At 68.0% G+C, this 13,764-nt stretch carries 17 protein-coding genes and 1 pseudogene; 6 read left to right on the top strand and 12 right to left on the bottom strand.

Annotation, left to right across the window (positions count from 1 at the left end; translation table 11 throughout):
- Window positions 1-144: 144 nt before the first annotated feature.
- Window positions 145-276: a Rieske (2Fe-2S) protein gene (locus tag FZP69_RS22260; protein ID WP_192918418.1), complete on the bottom strand. Its 132-nt coding sequence runs from the start codon at window positions 274-276 to the stop codon at window positions 145-147.
- Between the two features lie 417 nt (window positions 277-693).
- On the opposite strand from FZP69_RS22260, the gene FZP69_RS01670 reads away from it, so the two are divergent.
- Window positions 694-1,170: a universal stress protein gene (locus tag FZP69_RS01670; RefSeq protein WP_152039657.1), complete on the top strand. Its 477-nt coding sequence runs from the start codon at window positions 694-696 to the stop codon at window positions 1,168-1,170.
- Window positions 1,171-1,193: 23 nt separating this feature from the next.
- On the opposite strand, the gene FZP69_RS01665 is transcribed toward FZP69_RS01670, so the two are convergent.
- From FZP69_RS01665 to FZP69_RS01645, 5 genes are all read right to left on the bottom strand, one after another.
- Window positions 1,194-1,691 carry a pyridoxamine 5'-phosphate oxidase family protein gene (locus FZP69_RS01665; RefSeq protein ID WP_152039656.1) on the bottom strand — a complete coding sequence of 166 codons (498 nt, stop codon included), beginning with the start codon at window positions 1,689-1,691 and terminating at the stop codon, window positions 1,194-1,196.
- 324 nt (window positions 1,692-2,015) lie between these two features.
- Complete coding sequence (locus tag FZP69_RS01660; protein WP_152039655.1) at window positions 2,016-2,429, bottom strand: HIT family protein; 414 nt, start codon at window positions 2,427-2,429, stop codon at window positions 2,016-2,018.
- A gap of 89 nt (window positions 2,430-2,518) precedes the next feature.
- A complete protein-coding gene (locus tag FZP69_RS01655; RefSeq protein WP_152039654.1) occupies window positions 2,519-3,418 on the bottom strand; it encodes a CPBP family intramembrane glutamic endopeptidase in 900 nt (299 codons plus the stop codon).
- A gap of 163 nt (window positions 3,419-3,581) precedes the next feature.
- Window positions 3,582-4,163, bottom strand: coding sequence for a VIT1/CCC1 transporter family protein (locus FZP69_RS01650; protein ID WP_152041480.1), 582 nt, complete (start codon window positions 4,161-4,163; stop codon window positions 3,582-3,584).
- Between the two features lie 272 nt (window positions 4,164-4,435).
- The gene (locus FZP69_RS01645) at window positions 4,436-6,013 is read right to left on the bottom strand and encodes an SLC13 family permease (RefSeq protein ID WP_240137418.1); all 1,578 of its coding nucleotides are present in this window, start codon (window positions 6,011-6,013) and stop codon (window positions 4,436-4,438) included.
- Between the two features lie 162 nt (window positions 6,014-6,175).
- On the opposite strand from FZP69_RS01645, the gene FZP69_RS01640 reads away from it, so the two are divergent.
- Complete coding sequence (locus tag FZP69_RS01640; RefSeq protein ID WP_152039653.1) at window positions 6,176-6,745, top strand: DUF1684 domain-containing protein; 570 nt, start codon at window positions 6,176-6,178, stop codon at window positions 6,743-6,745.
- A 131-nt stretch (window positions 6,746-6,876) separates the two neighbouring features.
- A complete protein-coding gene (locus FZP69_RS01635) occupies window positions 6,877-7,221 on the top strand; it encodes a carboxymuconolactone decarboxylase family protein (RefSeq protein WP_152039652.1) in 345 nt (114 codons plus the stop codon).
- A 65-nt stretch (window positions 7,222-7,286) separates the two neighbouring features.
- On the opposite strand, the gene FZP69_RS01630 is transcribed toward FZP69_RS01635, so the two are convergent.
- From FZP69_RS01630 to FZP69_RS01615, 4 genes are all read right to left on the bottom strand, one after another.
- On the bottom strand, window positions 7,287-7,691 hold the full coding sequence (locus FZP69_RS01630; RefSeq protein ID WP_152039651.1) for a helix-turn-helix domain-containing protein: 405 nt from the start codon (window positions 7,689-7,691) through the stop codon (window positions 7,287-7,289).
- 112 nt (window positions 7,692-7,803) lie between these two features.
- The gene (locus FZP69_RS01625; protein ID WP_152039650.1) at window positions 7,804-8,562 is read right to left on the bottom strand and encodes a DUF2270 domain-containing protein; all 759 of its coding nucleotides are present in this window, start codon (window positions 8,560-8,562) and stop codon (window positions 7,804-7,806) included.
- A gap of 152 nt (window positions 8,563-8,714) precedes the next feature.
- Entirely contained in the window at window positions 8,715-9,197 is a 483-nt protein-coding gene (locus tag FZP69_RS01620; RefSeq protein WP_152039649.1) for a DUF6691 family protein, read from the bottom strand.
- A complete protein-coding gene (locus FZP69_RS01615; RefSeq protein ID WP_152041478.1) occupies window positions 9,194-9,685 on the bottom strand; it encodes a YeeE/YedE family protein in 492 nt (163 codons plus the stop codon). Before FZP69_RS01615 ends, FZP69_RS01620 begins: the two co-directional genes overlap by 4 nt.
- A 302-nt stretch (window positions 9,686-9,987) precedes the next feature.
- On the opposite strand from FZP69_RS01615, the gene FZP69_RS01610 reads away from it, so the two are divergent.
- Both FZP69_RS01610 and FZP69_RS01605 read left to right on the top strand, forming a co-directional pair.
- A complete protein-coding gene (locus FZP69_RS01610) occupies window positions 9,988-10,233 on the top strand; it encodes a sulfurtransferase TusA family protein (RefSeq protein ID WP_152039648.1) in 246 nt (81 codons plus the stop codon).
- Window positions 10,234-10,240: 7 nt separating this feature from the next.
- The gene (locus tag FZP69_RS01605) at window positions 10,241-10,813 is read left to right on the top strand and encodes a DsrE/DsrF/DrsH-like family protein (protein WP_152039647.1); all 573 of its coding nucleotides are present in this window, start codon (window positions 10,241-10,243) and stop codon (window positions 10,811-10,813) included.
- Window positions 10,814-11,211: 398 nt separating this feature from the next.
- Here the strand turns inward: FZP69_RS01605 and FZP69_RS01600 are convergent, their stop codons facing one another.
- A complete protein-coding gene (locus tag FZP69_RS01600) occupies window positions 11,212-12,066 on the bottom strand; it encodes a universal stress protein (RefSeq protein ID WP_152039646.1) in 855 nt (284 codons plus the stop codon).
- A gap of 178 nt (window positions 12,067-12,244) precedes the next feature.
- Between FZP69_RS01600 and FZP69_RS22945 the strand changes: the two are divergent.
- Window positions 12,245-12,553 (top strand): annotated as a pseudogene (locus tag FZP69_RS22945) (cytochrome ubiquinol oxidase subunit I); the annotation flags it as partial.
- 163 nt (window positions 12,554-12,716) lie between these two features.
- Here FZP69_RS22945 and FZP69_RS01590 read toward each other — a convergent pair.
- A complete protein-coding gene (locus FZP69_RS01590) occupies window positions 12,717-13,763 on the bottom strand; it encodes a sulfite exporter TauE/SafE family protein (RefSeq protein WP_152039645.1) in 1,047 nt (348 codons plus the stop codon).
- Window position 13,764: the final 1 nt, after the last annotated feature.

The raw sequence follows: 13,764 nt of genomic DNA, 5'->3' as shown, positions 1-13,764 counted from the left end.
CCGTCGGAACGCGCCGACGAATCCGGGGCCGGTCCTCTCCGACGAGCAGCGTCGGCCACGCGAATCGTCTCGGACACCGCGACGGACGGCTCGCTCGCGTCGAGTGCCGGGACGGGCTCGATCGCTGGCGTTCACGAACGCTGGTCAGAGTCCGACGGAGAGGTCGCCGTCGATCTCGAGGACGTCGTACGTGAGGAGTCGCTTCTTCGTCCCGCCGAGATGGTCGCCGGTGAGGACGTCGAACGCCCACCCGTGCCACGGGCACGAGATGATCACGTTCTCGCGTTCGTAGACGACCGCGCCGGCGTCGTCGACGGCGAGTTCGTCTGCCGGCAGGACGTAGTGGTGTCTGTCGTCGTCCGGGTGGGTCCGTGGTGAAATTGTGATGTTCGTGAACAGTGGTCAGCGGGGGCGTTACGAGGAGAACACGTCGTTCGCCGTGTTCCCGAAGACGTTCGCGCGTTCGTCGTGGGCCCGTGTCCCGCGTGGATCGATCGCCGGGCGTCGACACGCAACGGTCCTCGGCGACGGTTCCACTCGTCGAATCGGGCGATCCGGAGTCACGAACGCCGACACTGAACCACGGAGACGGCCATCAGCACTGAACCACGGCGACGACCACCCTACGTCCCGCCCGCGGACTGGCGAACCAGGAGGAGGTAGATTCATCTCGAATCGTGTCGTTCGAGATGCATGTACGACCGGATCCTGGTCCCGACCGACGGGAGCGAATCGGCCGAGGCGGCGATGGAACACGCGATCGGGCTGGCGGAGACGGTCGGGGCCGAACTCGCCGTCCTGCATGTGATCGACACGCGGCGGTACGACACCTCCATCGAGAGTGCGGTCGAACCCCTCGAACGGGAGGGTGAGCGATACCTCGACCGGCTCCTCCGAACGGCCGAGGGGACGGCCGTCCCGGCGATCACGGCCGACGTCGTGGTCGGGAGGCCCGCGCGCGCTATCCTCGCGTACGCCGCCGATCACGACGTCGACCTCGTCGTGATGGGGACGCGCGGCGCGGGTGGCCTCGCGCGCCGGTTGCTCGGGAGCGTGACGGCGTACGTCGTCACGCACGCGGACGTCCCCGTCCACGTCGTCCCGTCGGTCGATGCCGACGGGGCCGACACTGACACCGACGGGACCAGGGACGGGGCCGACGCCCGGTGACCGGGTGAACGGTCAGTCGGCGATCAGTCCGCGCGTTCCTCGTCAGACTCGTCGAGTTCGTCGAACCCTTCGGGGAGCCCGAGGTGTTTGATCCCCGTCCGGTCGTCGATTTCGAACTCGTAGAGCCTGGTCGCCTGCGTCGCGAGCGCCCGTTCGAGCACGTCCGGGCGCCACGCGCCCTCGAGCGCGGCCTCTGCCGTCTCGCGCTCGGCGTCGCGCACCTCACGGAGCCGTCCCGTGAGGAGGACGCTTCGCCAGTTGAACGTCGCTTCGGCGCTGTAGACCAGGAATCGGGCGGTCTCCGCCTGCCGGGTCAGTTCGTCCTTCCGGCTCCCGGAGCCGATCAGGTAGAGGAAGTACAGCCGGGAGTCGCCGTCGTAGCCGTACGACATCGGGCGCATGCTCGGTGCGCCGTCAGTTGGGAGTCCGAGCACGCCCACGCTCTGGCTGGCGAGGTAGCCGTCGATCTCCTCGTCCGTCATCCGAACCATGCCGTCGTCGCCGAGGTCGTCGATCGTCATGGCTGACGAGAGGCGCGCGACTCAGATAACCGATGTGTCGATTCCCGGCACGAGAAAACCGCGTGGACGACCCGGCGACACCGGCGGAATCGGTCCACGGCGGATAGTACCGTGACGGAAACTCGAGATCGCGGTGCAGCGAGGGGACTCTACCGACTGCGCTCGGACGCTGCACGGGACCGACGAGGTCGGAGTCACGGGGTGGGCGGTCCGAAACGACGGAGCGGGCGACCAGCGGTCACGGAGTCGACGACCCGGAGTCACGAACGCGGCGGAACCGGCCCGGTCGCGGTCGGGAAGTCAGTGACGGCCCGCCGACGCGTCTCACCCGCGGATCTCCGCGGCGATCTCGTCCAGTTCCGCGTCGGAGAGCGACGGTCGCGCCGAGAAGAGGCGGTGGATCGGGCCCACGTCGTCGCCGTCGAACCGGGGGACGACGTGGACGTGCGTGTGCGGGACCTCCTGGCCCGCAGCCGTGCCGTTGTTCACCGCGACCGTGGTCGCGTCGGCGTCGACCGCCCGTTCGATCCGTGGCGTCACGGCGCTGACGGTCTCGAAGACGGGGCCGGCGGCCTCCGGCGGGAGGTCGCCCACCGTCTCGTAATGCTCCTTCGGTACGACGAGCGTGTGGCCCGGTGCCAGGGGGTTGGCGTCGAGGAACGCGAGCGTCTGGTCGGTCTCGTGGACGGTGCGACTCGGTAGGTCGCCGTCGACGATGCGGCAGAAGATGCAGCTCATTCCGGTTCGAAGCGGGGCCCCGGCGCCGAAAAAACCTCCCGCCGATCCGGGCGCGCGTCCGGTTCTGTTCGAACTCAGGATAGTTCCGATCAACCAGAGGCAGTCGTGCGCCGTTCCGAGCCGGCCCGGTCTCGTCCGGCGAGGACGTCCGTCGCGAGGTTGGCGTCGCCGAGGTACTGCCGACCGACCGTCAGCGCCACGACGGTCGCCACGGCGACGAACACGACGTCCTGTGCGATCGGCACCGTCGACGTCGACTCCCACGGGTAGTCGAGGTTCGTCAGCCAGTGGAAGAGAACGGCGATCGGGACGCTCCCGCGCGAGCCGTTGAAGACGACGGTGAGCGCGACCGACGTGGCGACGAGCACGACGAACAGCCGGACGACTCCCGGGAGGAGCGGACCGACGCGCGCGAACTCGGCGGTCGAGATCACCAGCGCGGGCGCGTGCCAGAGCGCCCAGACGAGTCCGAGGAACACCGCCGAAGCGAGGCCGCTGTACCGACGCTGGAGGAGCGGGAGCGCGAACCCGCGCCAGCCGAGTTCCTCGACCGGCCCCTGCGTCGCGCGGAGGAGCGCGACGACGACGAACGTCGAGAGCCACCCCGATTCGACGGCGAGCGCGGGGCCGCCGGTCGCGCTCGCGACGAGCGCCGAGAGGAGGTACGCGAGCGGGACGCCGACGAGCACCGCGGCGTACCACGGCCACCGCCCCCGGAGCGCCGTGACGCGGCGTGCGTACGCCCGCAGACCCGCACGTCCGTCCGTGAGCCCGACGACGGTGAACGCCGAGAGCGCCGGTGCCCAGACGGCGAGGAAGGCCAGCGGCGAGTAGCCCGACACCGAGACGGCGACGGGCAGGACGGGCGCGGCGAGCAGGAACGCGACCGGCACACCCCACGAGAGCGCGAACGTCAGGACGAAGAACCCGGCCAGCCGGTGAGCCCGGAGCCAGTCAGTGAGGCGGACGCGGCCGACGGTGACGGGCATGTGAGACGACAGTTCTCCCGCGAATAAATAGAGGGAGGTCGCACCTCGCTTAGAGGGAGGTCACACCTCCTCCCGGGCCGTGACAAGGGAGCCGCGGCCGACGGGGACGGCGAGCATCGAGCCGTCGTCGCGTGCGACGCGAGATGAGAGCGACCGGTGCGGCTCACCCCGGCAGCGCGAGATTGAGCAGGGCGACGACGAGCCCGGCGAGCGCCATGCGGAGCGCCGCGACGTACCACCGCTGTCCCGAGATCGAGCCCATGTACGCGCCGAACACGCCCAGGATCCCGATGCCGATGCCGACCGAGACGACCGCGGCCTCGGCGAGCGTGAACACCGTCCCCTCGAAGAGGAACGGGACGAGGGGGACGAGAATACCGATGAGCGGACCGAGGCCGCTCATCGTCGCGTGGAACAGCCGGGCGCTCGACCGTTCCCGCTCGAGTCGCGTGTCGTCGAGGTCGGTGAGCATCGCCCGCTCGAGTCGGCCGATGTCGGCTCTGGTCTCGGCTCGTTCGATCTCCCAGACGCTCCAGACGGCCGACGTGCCCAGCCCGACCGCGGCACCCAGGCCGATCTTGACGACGGTCACGCCGTCGGGCACACCCGAGAGCACGGAGCCGACGACGACACCGATGCCCGTGAGCGTGCCGTCGAACCCGTTCGAGACGAAGTACCGGCGAGCGATCGAGCGCACCTCCGCCTTCCCGAGGAGGCGGGACAGTCGACGGCGGATCGAGCTCACGACCACGCGAACGGCGGGTGGCGGTCGACGGGGAGTACACCGTGGAGCGTGCGATCGGTCGACGGTCGCTGTCGGCAGCCGGCAGTCATGGCGTGTCGTGGGTGTCAGTGCCACCTAAAAGGTGTCCCGGACGAGCGAACGGGACGATCGGTGAGGCGGACCGGCGAACGGGACGATCGGTAGGGTGAGCGAAGCTGTCAGTGAGGCGGATCGGCGAACGAGACCGTCAGTAGGCCGGTGGCACGGTCGGGCGACGAGAGAGCCAGCACCGTTCACCCGAGGACGCTCGGCCAGACGACGCGGATCAGCACCAGCACGGCACCGGTCGTCAGCAGGACCACGACCGCGTCCAGCAGCGCGCCCGCGCGAAGCATGTGCTCGCGTTTCATGTAGCCGGCACCGAAGACGATGGCGTTCGGCGGCGTCGCGACCGGGAGCGCGAAGCCGTAGCTAGCGGCGACGGCACCCGTCACGGCCAGCATCACCGACGCCGATTCGGGAGCGGTGCCGAGGACGTCGGCGTACGCGGGGCCGGCGTTGATGAGCAGCGGCGCGAGGATCGCGGCCATCGCCGTGTTCGAGGCCAGTTCACCCACCAGCACCGTCCCCGCGACGACGACGAGGACGACGACCGCGAGCGGTGCCCCCTCGAGCGAGCCGAGTGTCACCTCGGCGAGCCACGTCGTGGCACGGGTGTCGGCGAGCGCGTTCGCCAGCGAGATCCCGCCGCCGAGCAGGAGCAGCGTCCCCCAGTCGACGTCGACGAGGTCGTCCCACGGCACCGAACCGCTCACGACGAGCGCCGGCACGGCGAGCAGGCCGACGAGCACGAAGTAGAGCGCGCCCTGGTGCCCCGTCGTCCCCAGGACGGTGGTGCCCGCGCCGCCGAAGAGCGTGACGCGCCACGCCGGCGGGAGCCAGTCGGCGACGACGAACTCGAACCCGCCGAGGAGCCACAGGAACGCGGTCGTGGCGAAGACCGCGACGGTTCGCCGGGCCGCGGGCGAGAGCGGCCCCATCGAGCCGAGTTCGTCCCTCGCGCGCTGGCGGGCCGCGCGCACGTCGTACGCCTCCGGCGGGTAGACGACGTACGTCAGGAGGAGCCACGCGAGCGGGAGCGTGAGCGCCACGAGCGGGAGCCCGACGACGAGCCAGTCGACGAAGGTGATTTCGACGCCGAGCAACTCCCGGAGCTGGCCGACGACGATGGCGTTCGGCGGGGTGCCGATGAGGGTGCCGACGCCGCCGATGCTCGCCGCGTACGCCACGCCGAGCAGCATCGCGAGCTGGAAGTTCGAGGCCTCGGGGTGGTCGCCGGTGTCGATAGTGGCGCTGGTGTCGGCGGCGTCGTCCACCGACGTCAGGGTGGTGACGCTCGCGACGACGCCGAGCACGACCGGCACCATCATCGCCACGGTCGCGGTGTTCGAGACGACCATCGACAGCAGGGCGGTCGCGACCATCGCACCCAGCACGAGCCCGCGGGCCGACGTCCCGAACCGCACGATGAGCGTCAGGGCGATCCGGCGGTCGACGCCGTGGTGCTGGAGCGCCTCGGCGAGCACGAACCCCGCGAACAACAAGAAGATGACCGGGTCGGCGAAGCCGACGACCGCGTCACCGAACGAGGGGTAGACGCCGAGGAGCGTGAGGAGGATCGGGACGCACAGCGCCGTGAGCGCGAGGGGGATCACGCCGGTGATCCAGAGGATCGCCGCGAACGCCATCGTCGCCAGCGCGAACTGTCCCGTGGGAGTCAGCGTCGGCGGCGTGGGAACGCTCGCGACGCCGGCCACGACGAGCACGGCCGCGGCGAGCGTGAACAGTCGAAGGCGGGGTGACGCCGGCACCGGGGATCACTCGTCGGTCCATCACGCGGCGATCATAAATATCGGTCCCCCGGCTCGCCCGTCCGAAAGATAGTAGTGTATATAATCCCCAATACAACCTGTGGAGCCGACGACTGCCACCGAACGAATCACTAAACCGACTGTCACACCAACGAAACCACGATGAGCACGACAGACGCGCCGGACGGCTGGCTCGAGGCGGTCGAAGGGGAGCGGGAGAAGAAAGAGCGGTTCTTCAGGGACGGGCCGCGGTCGCCGCTGTCGCCCGAGCGCAGAGGTGAGTCCTTCCCGGGGCTCGACTACTACGACCCCGACCCCGCGTACCGCTACGAACTCGAACTCCACCGGTACGACGATCCGGAACGGGTGACCGTCGAGACGACCGCCGAGGGCGAGCAGGAGTACGAGCGGTACGGCGAGTTTCGCCTGACCGTCGAAGGCGAGGACGTGAGCCTGCAGGCGTACCGCCCGGGCGACGGAAGCGACCGCCTGTGGCTCCCCTTCCGGGACGAGACCAGCGGCGACGAGACGTACGGGGCCGGGCGGTATCTCGACCTCGAACCCGACCACCACAGGACCGACGACGGCCGGTGGGTCGTCGACTTCAACCGGGCGTACAACCCGACGTGCGCGTACAACCCCGCGTACGAGTGTCCATTGATCCCGATCGAGAACTGGCTCGACGTCCCGATCCGAGCGGGCGAGCGCGACTTCCCCGTCTCGCACGAGTAGCGAGGCGGACGCCCTGCCCGTCACCGTCGTCGAATCACCGGACCGTCCCCTCGATCGAATGACCCAGATCGTTCTCGGGGAGTGGGGACGATACCGCCGGTTCTTGATCTCACCCGGCCATCGTCCGCACGATGTCCTACACGAGTGACCTGGCCGAGTTCAAAGGCACGATGGGAGAACTGATCGAGGAGGCACCGGAGCTGGAGCAGTTCGCCGGCTTCATTCACTCCGCCGAGTCGACCAACGCGATCGACCACAAGACGAAGGAGCTGATGTCGCTGGCGATCGGCGTCGCCGTGCGGTGCGACCACTGCATCCTCTGGCACACGGACGCGGCGCTCGAGGCGGGAGCGACGCACGACGAGGTGGTCGACGCGCTGAAGATCGCCGTCGTCATGGGTGGCGGTCCCGCGATGACGTACGCCGTGGACGCCTACGAGGTCCTCGGAGCGCTCGAGGAGGAGCGAGCAGCGTAGCCGAGCGAGTGGCGGACGTGCCGGTGCGGACCTGCCGGGGTAGACGCGACAGTGCGTTCAGATCGTCAGTGTTCCGCCGACGCGGCTGGCGTCGACACGTCGTCGTACTTCTCGCGGTACTCGCCGATCAGCTGCCCCATCTTGGCGTACCAGTCGTTGAGCATCCGCTGCATGTCGTCGGCGACCTCGTCGGTGTCGGCCGCCTCGAAGGCGTGGTAGTAGCCACCGTTCTCGTAGTTGATCTGTTCCTTCCGGACGAATCCGGCGTCGAGCAGGCGCTGGACCGATCGGTACGCGGTCGAGCGTTCGCGGTCGACCGCGTCGGCGATCTCGTCGATCGTGAGTCGACCGTCGTGGCCGACGATCGACTGGAACACCTCGCGGTCGAGCGCCTTCAGCCCGTGAAAACACTCGAGCAGGCTCTCGCACGCCATGTCCTGTCGCAGCTGTTCGCTCATCGAATCCGGCATCTTGGGCGAAAATACGCGCTCCAGTCGAAAAAGTGTTGTGCAATTCTCGAACAACCAGCGGGTCGTCGGACGCCGAACGTCGATCGTCGACGGACTGGTCCGAGACGCCGGTTCAGCTCCGGCGTGCCCGGTCGCGCCGGAGGTCCTCCTCGCGGAGTTCGTCGCTCGCGTGCCACGTGCGCGGCCGGATGCTCACGACGAGCGCACCGAGCATGACGAGGGCGACGACTCCCGTGACGACGCTCCCGTCGACCGCCCCGACCCGCGCGCTCGCGGGCCACGTCTCGGCCGCGAACGCGGTGACACGGAGCAGCCACGCGCCGTTCAGGATCGCGAACAGCGGGAGGTAGACGCGCCGGAGCCGGTGGGCGATCGCCTCCTCGGTGGTGATCTTGAGCGTCGGCTGTACGTAGTCGGCCGCGAGGTGCTGACGCCACCGCGCGTCACCGAGGGAGAGAGACGGATCGAGCCCCGGTGCCCAGACGTTTCGCTGGAGGGAACGGACCCGGCTCCGCCAGCTGTCGTACGCGCGGTACCGGCGGGCCTCGATACTCAGGAACAGTCCGACGGCGGCGTTGCCGACGAGGATGACGTAGTGAGGGTTCGTCGCGTTCGAGAAGGCCCACGTCAGGAGTGCGGCCATCAGCAGGACGGCCCAGTTGGTGGTGCGGTCGAGCCGTTCGCGCCACAGTGTCATCCGGTGGAGTTCGCCCCGGTAGAGGTGAGCGAGCGCCGAACTCGGCCCCATGTCGGCGTCGAGGAGCCCCGTACCGACCCGTGCGTCCGGTGGGTCGGGCGGCGGCTCCGACGTCGAATCCGCACCCGGACGCTCGTCGTCCGCTCCGTCGTCGCGTTCGCCGTCCGAACTCATGACGATCGGTAGTGCCACGTAGTCAAAAAGTCTTTTGGAAATAGCACAATACTCTCAAAAACAACGGGTGAGAGAGTCGGGGACGCGTCCGGGGACGTCGACAGCGAGAGTGGGGTGACGAGGCGGGGAATCGACTGCGACGACCAGTGTCGTCAGTCGTCGGCCGTGACCGATTCCGGCGAGGCGGTCTCGCTCCGCGAGCGCCAGTAGCCCTGGGCGTACGCGCCGACGAACATCCCGGCGATGGCCCAGAGGATGGGGAGGTTGCCGATGCCGACGCTGGCGTAGGCCGCGCCGGGACAGATGCCCGAGACACCCCAGCCGACGCCGAAGACCACTCCGCCGACGGCAACGTTGCGGTCCATCGATTTGAGGCGACGGCCGTACCGATCGCCGGTCAGCGGGGCGCGGTCGAGGAAGCGGGTCGCGATGAAGAACGTGAGTCCAGAGACGACCGCCGCGCCGCCCATGACGAGCACCAGCCCGAGGTCGTCGAACTGGAGGAAGTCGAGCACGACCTCGGGGCGAGCCATCCCGCTGTACGCGAGGCCGAACCCCTGGATCAGGCCACCGAGGACGACGAGCGGCATGAACAGTGGGTGTCGCCCGTTGGCGTTCGACTCCGTCGTACTCATGGCGTCACCCCCAGGGCCGCGACGACGGCCGCGGTGACGATGGCGACGCCGACGAACAGGACGACGTTCACGAGCGAGGTTCGCGAGGCGGAGCCGAGCCCACAGACGCCGTGGCCGGCGGTACACCCCTTGCCGATTCGGGTCCCGATACCCACGAGGACGCCGCCGCCGAACAGCCGCCACGGCTGGACCTCGGTCGTGAAGACGCCGGGGTCGAGGAGCAGCCCCCACACGGCCGCGCCGGCGACGATGCTGAGCGCGAAGACGACGCGCCAGTCGCGCGAGGCGAGGTACTTGGGCTGGTTGAACCGCGAGAGGTTCGAGACGTACGAGAGGGTCGTCTCGAGGAACGTGCTGTTCCCCGGGATGATGGCGGTGCCGAGGTAGATGACGGCGATGCCCGCGGCGACCATCACCCCGCCGACCAGGTACTGGGTCACGCCACGGGGGAACAGTTCGGCCGCGAGCTGGAGGGCGAGACCAGTCATTTCGTCCCCGTCCCCCGACTCGACGTCCGACGCCTGCCGATGCACGTAGACGCAGTGTGTATCATTCGAGTATATCTTGCGCATGTACTGCAATAAAGATTCGGATATACTCCGTCGTGCGGAGTCGACAGATCAGACACGTTACGGTCTTCTAACCGCCTATGCCCCGATACATCGCTCTTTCCGAAGATCTTGTCGCGAGGAGGTCACGGTTATGGCGACGGGAGAGAGATGCATGTATTGAGCACAACAACCGATACCCTTTTCACGCTGCCGCCGGTACAGAAAGGCGAGGAACACAGATGAGCTCGAACATCGACGTAACGGAGACGCTCGACGTGAAAGGACAGAACTGCCCGATGCCGGTGATCAAGACGAAGCAGGCCGTCGACGAACTGGCCGTCGGCGACGTCCTCGAAGTCGTCGCGACGGACTCGGGGAGCATGAGCGACATCAAGGGGTGGGCCGAGTCCACCGCCGGTGTCGAACTCGTCGACCAGGTCGAGGGCGACGGCGTCTACACGCACTACGTGCGCAAGACCGAGTGAACGAGCGATGAGCACGGATACCCCATCGCAGCCGGACGCGCCGTCGAACGCCGAGCTTCGCGCCCGCATCGACGACCTCGAGGAGGAGCTCGCGGCGCTCCGGACAGAGGTCGAAGAGGGACCGAAGCAGATGGTGATCATCGCGACGAAAGGGACGCTCGACATGGCGTACCCGCCCCTGATCCTCGCGTCGACGGCCGCCGCGTTCGGCTACGACGTCACGGTCTTCCACACGTTCTGGGGGCTAGAGATCCTCCACAAGGAACACGCGTCGAAGCTGAAACTGAGTTCGGTCGGCAACCCCAACATGCCGATGCCGAACGTCGTGGCGGCCCTGCCGGGGATGGACGAGATCAGCAGTCGCATGATGCGCAAGCGCATCGCCGACAACGACGTCGCCACGATCGAGGAACTCGTCCAGCTGTCGCTCGACAGCGGGGTCGACCTGCAGGCGTGTCAGATGACTATCGACCTCCTCGGCTACGACGAGGACGACTTCTTCGACGGCGTGACGGTCGGCGTCGGCGCGGCAACCGCCTTCCAGAAGATGGTCGACGCCGACATTCAGCTGCTGGTCTGATCTCGGATTCTCTCGCTTTCGGCCACGCGGTCGCGGTTCGGTGCGTCGTCGACGTGGTTACGTCCACGACCCGCTCGAACGGCCCGTCGTCGTCGAGTCCCCACCCGCGCTCGGTCAGAACTCGTAGTCCAGGAACTCCACCGTCGACGATGCGGACGCCTGGCCGAGCTGTAGCCGGTGTGAGACGGTCTACCGACAGGAGAGCGCACCCGGAGCGTACGCCGACGGCGAGGTGACGGTCCACGGGAATCGATTTTCGGCTGGCGACCTCACAGGGATGGCCCATGTCGCCGACAGTGCGGTCGACCACGGCGACCGTCTCCAGAGCGCTGCTCGCGCCGAGGCGTGTCCAGTCGACCGTCCTCAGGGGAGCGACGCGGTCGGACCGTGGTGCGTCGTCACCGCGGCGTCGTGGACGCCGGCGGGACGAGCAGGACGTTGTTGTTACCCTGGGCCACGATCGACTCCGACGTGCTCCCGAGGAGGAGCCGTCGGAGGCGGCTCCGCCCGCGGGTGCCGAGCACCGTCACCGTCGCTCCGACGCGCGTCTCCTCGGCCAGGATCTCGTCGACGACGCCACCGCTCCGTACGCTCGTCGACGTCTCGATGCCCATCGTCGTTTCGAGTTCGTCCGCGAGTTCGGCCAGACGATCGCGGGCCGTCCGTTCGGAGTCGTCGTCCGTCTGCTCGTGCCCACGGACATGCAACAGCGTCGCCCGCTGTGTGGCACCCTGCAGGCGCGGGATGAACTCGAACGCCCGCCGCGCGTTCGACGAGAAGTCGGTCGCGAAGAGGACGTCCTGGAACAGGTGTTCTTTCACGACGGCGTGCGTCGAGCCCTCCTTCGCGATCCGTTCGACGAGCAGCGGACGGACGGCGGTCCGGGCGACGTTGCGGGCCGTACTCCCGATCAGGCGGTTCTCGAGGGGGCTCTGCCCGCGGGACCCGACGACGATCATGTCCGCCCGCAGTCGCTCGGCGAACCCGTTGATGCGTCGGTGTGGCGTCCCGCGAGCGACGTGGGTCTCGACCGTGAACCCCTCCGACTCGAAGATCTCGCGCTGTGTCCGGAGCGCCTCGTTCCGATCAGTCACCATCTCCATCCCGGGGAGTCCGCTCGACACGTTGTCGGGGATGACGGTCACCAGGTGCACCTCCGTGACGCCGATGTTGTCCAGACACTCGAGACACGTGCGCGACCGCATGGCCACCTCGTTCGCGTCCGAGAGGTCCGTCGCGAAGACGATTCGCATGTCTCACCGTTCGCGTCGCAGCTACTAATGTTGTGTGATGTACCCAATACAACGAGAACGGAGAGAGAGGAGGTCGACAGAACCGGGAGATCGTCACTCGTCAAGACGCCTCTCAGGCCACACGGTCCCGAGGCAACGACAGACGGTCGGCGACGCCGTTCGTCGGGAGACTCACACCGTGGACCCAGTCGTCGCAAGCCGGCTCCAGTCCGCACCTACCACGAATCCACATCGTCTTCCCGGTGACGAGCGTAGGGCTCGCGCCCGTTCTCGTCTACGCCACCTGGACGGGGATTCGGGTGGACCGCAGGTGTGCGAACGGCTGGGACGATTCTGGACGAAGATATGCGCTGTCAGCTTCGTCGTCGGGACCGTGACCGGACTCGTGCTCGAATTCGAGTTCGGGACGAACGTCGCGGCCTTCTCGCCGTTCGCCGGAGAGCCGTTCGGCGGGACCCTCGCCACGGAGGGAACGGTGGCGCTCATATCGCTGTTCGAACCGTTCACCTGGAGGGCACTGCCGAGTCGCCCATCCGCCAGCCACCGTTTCACGTCACTGCCAGGCGGACATGGGACGAGGGCGATAAAAAGCGACGGGTCGCGGTCGGAGCAGACGGAGAGAGCGGGAGAAACGTCTCGGATCGCGTCGCTCAGTCGGCGGTCGAACGAACCGAGGAGTCGGTCTCGGCTTCGGCGCGGAGTTCGCGGACGCTACTCACCACGACGGCCCCGCTCACGAGCAACGCGGCACCGAGGATGACGATCAGACTGACCGTGTTGAGCACGTCGATGCCGAGGAAGTTGCCGACCTGGCGAATGGCGACGGCGAACGCGCCGAGCAACAACATGACACCGAAGTAGATCTTGATACCCTCCTCGTCGACGAGGCTCGTCGCGGCCGCACCGAGTCGCGCGCCGAGGGCGCTCCCAGCGAGCAGCGGAGCGACGATCGAGAGGTCGACTGCGCCCGACTGCGCGTAGAGGAACGAGCCGATCCCGCCCGAGAAGACGATCTCGAAGAGGTCGGTCCCGACCGCGACCGGGACGGGGACGCCGATGGCGTAGAAGAGCGCGGGCATGCGGATGAAGCCCCCACCGACGCCCAGGAAGCCCGAGAGCAGCCCCGTGAAGAACGCGACGATCAACACCATCCACAGCGAGACGGTGATCCCGCCCCTGAGGGAGATCATCGGCGGGACGTGGTACGACTGGATCTTCTTCGCGACGTCGGGGATGTCGTGGTCGTCGCCCTCGTCTGCTCCCTCTGTCTCCTCTACGTCGTGGCTGATGCCGCCGCCACCGCGGAGGGCCTCGCGCGTGACGAACGCGCCGATCCCGCCGAGGAGGGCGACGTAGGCGACGCTCACGACGCTGTCGGCGAGTCCGATGTGCTGGAGGTACTCCAGTCCGATCTTGCCGACTTCGATACCCAGCGTGGTGCCGACGATCATCGAGACCCCGAGCTTGTAGTCGACCTGCCCCAGGTCACGGTGTTTCAGCGTGGCGATGACGCTCGTCCCGAAGACGAACGCCAGGCCCGACCCGACGGCGACGTTGGGTTCGTACCCCATCACCAGGAGGGCGGGCGTGACGAGGAACGACCCGCCCATCCCGAAGAAGCCGAAGAGGATGCCGATGAGGAGACCGAAGCCGCTGAACATCGCGAGCAGGGCGACGCTCACACCGAACAGTTCCATC

It is taken from the genome of Salinigranum salinum (genome assembly GCF_009176545.1).
Taxonomy (GTDB): domain Archaea; phylum Halobacteriota; class Halobacteria; order Halobacteriales; family Haloferacaceae; genus Salinigranum; species Salinigranum salinum.
The sequence above is the reverse complement of the archived record's forward strand: the minus strand, read 5'-3'. Positions and strand labels throughout refer to the sequence as shown.

What these genes read in the sequence shown, in the direction of transcription:
- FZP69_RS01670 (WP_152039657.1), top strand. Translation starts at nt 694, where the DNA reads ATGTACGACCGGATCCTGGTCCCGACCGACGGGAGCGAATCGGCCGAG.
- FZP69_RS01665 (WP_152039656.1), bottom strand. Translation starts at nt 1,691, where the DNA reads ATGACGATCGACGACCTCGGCGACGACGGCATGGTTCGGATGACGGAC.
- FZP69_RS01660 (WP_152039655.1), bottom strand. Translation starts at nt 2,429, where the DNA reads ATGAGCTGCATCTTCTGCCGCATCGTCGACGGCGACCTACCGAGTCGC.
- FZP69_RS01655 (WP_152039654.1), bottom strand. Translation starts at nt 3,418, where the DNA reads ATGCCCGTCACCGTCGGCCGCGTCCGCCTCACTGACTGGCTCCGGGCT.
- FZP69_RS01640 (WP_152039653.1), top strand. Translation starts at nt 6,176, where the DNA reads ATGAGCACGACAGACGCGCCGGACGGCTGGCTCGAGGCGGTCGAAGGG.
- FZP69_RS01635 (WP_152039652.1), top strand. Translation starts at nt 6,877, where the DNA reads ATGTCCTACACGAGTGACCTGGCCGAGTTCAAAGGCACGATGGGAGAA.
- FZP69_RS01630 (WP_152039651.1), bottom strand. Translation starts at nt 7,691, where the DNA reads ATGCCGGATTCGATGAGCGAACAGCTGCGACAGGACATGGCGTGCGAG.
- FZP69_RS01625 (WP_152039650.1), bottom strand. Translation starts at nt 8,562, where the DNA reads ATGAGTTCGGACGGCGAACGCGACGACGGAGCGGACGACGAGCGTCCG.
- FZP69_RS01620 (WP_152039649.1), bottom strand. Translation starts at nt 9,197, where the DNA reads ATGAGTACGACGGAGTCGAACGCCAACGGGCGACACCCACTGTTCATG.
- FZP69_RS01615 (WP_152041478.1), bottom strand. Translation starts at nt 9,685, where the DNA reads ATGACTGGTCTCGCCCTCCAGCTCGCGGCCGAACTGTTCCCCCGTGGC.
- FZP69_RS01610 (WP_152039648.1), top strand. Translation starts at nt 9,988, where the DNA reads ATGAGCTCGAACATCGACGTAACGGAGACGCTCGACGTGAAAGGACAG.
- FZP69_RS01605 (WP_152039647.1), top strand. Translation starts at nt 10,241, where the DNA reads ATGAGCACGGATACCCCATCGCAGCCGGACGCGCCGTCGAACGCCGAG.
- FZP69_RS01600 (WP_152039646.1), bottom strand. Translation starts at nt 12,066, where the DNA reads ATGCGAATCGTCTTCGCGACGGACCTCTCGGACGCGAACGAGGTGGCC.
- FZP69_RS01590 (WP_152039645.1), bottom strand. Translation starts at nt 13,763, where the DNA reads ATGGAACTGTTCGGTGTGAGCGTCGCCCTGCTCGCGATGTTCAGCGGC.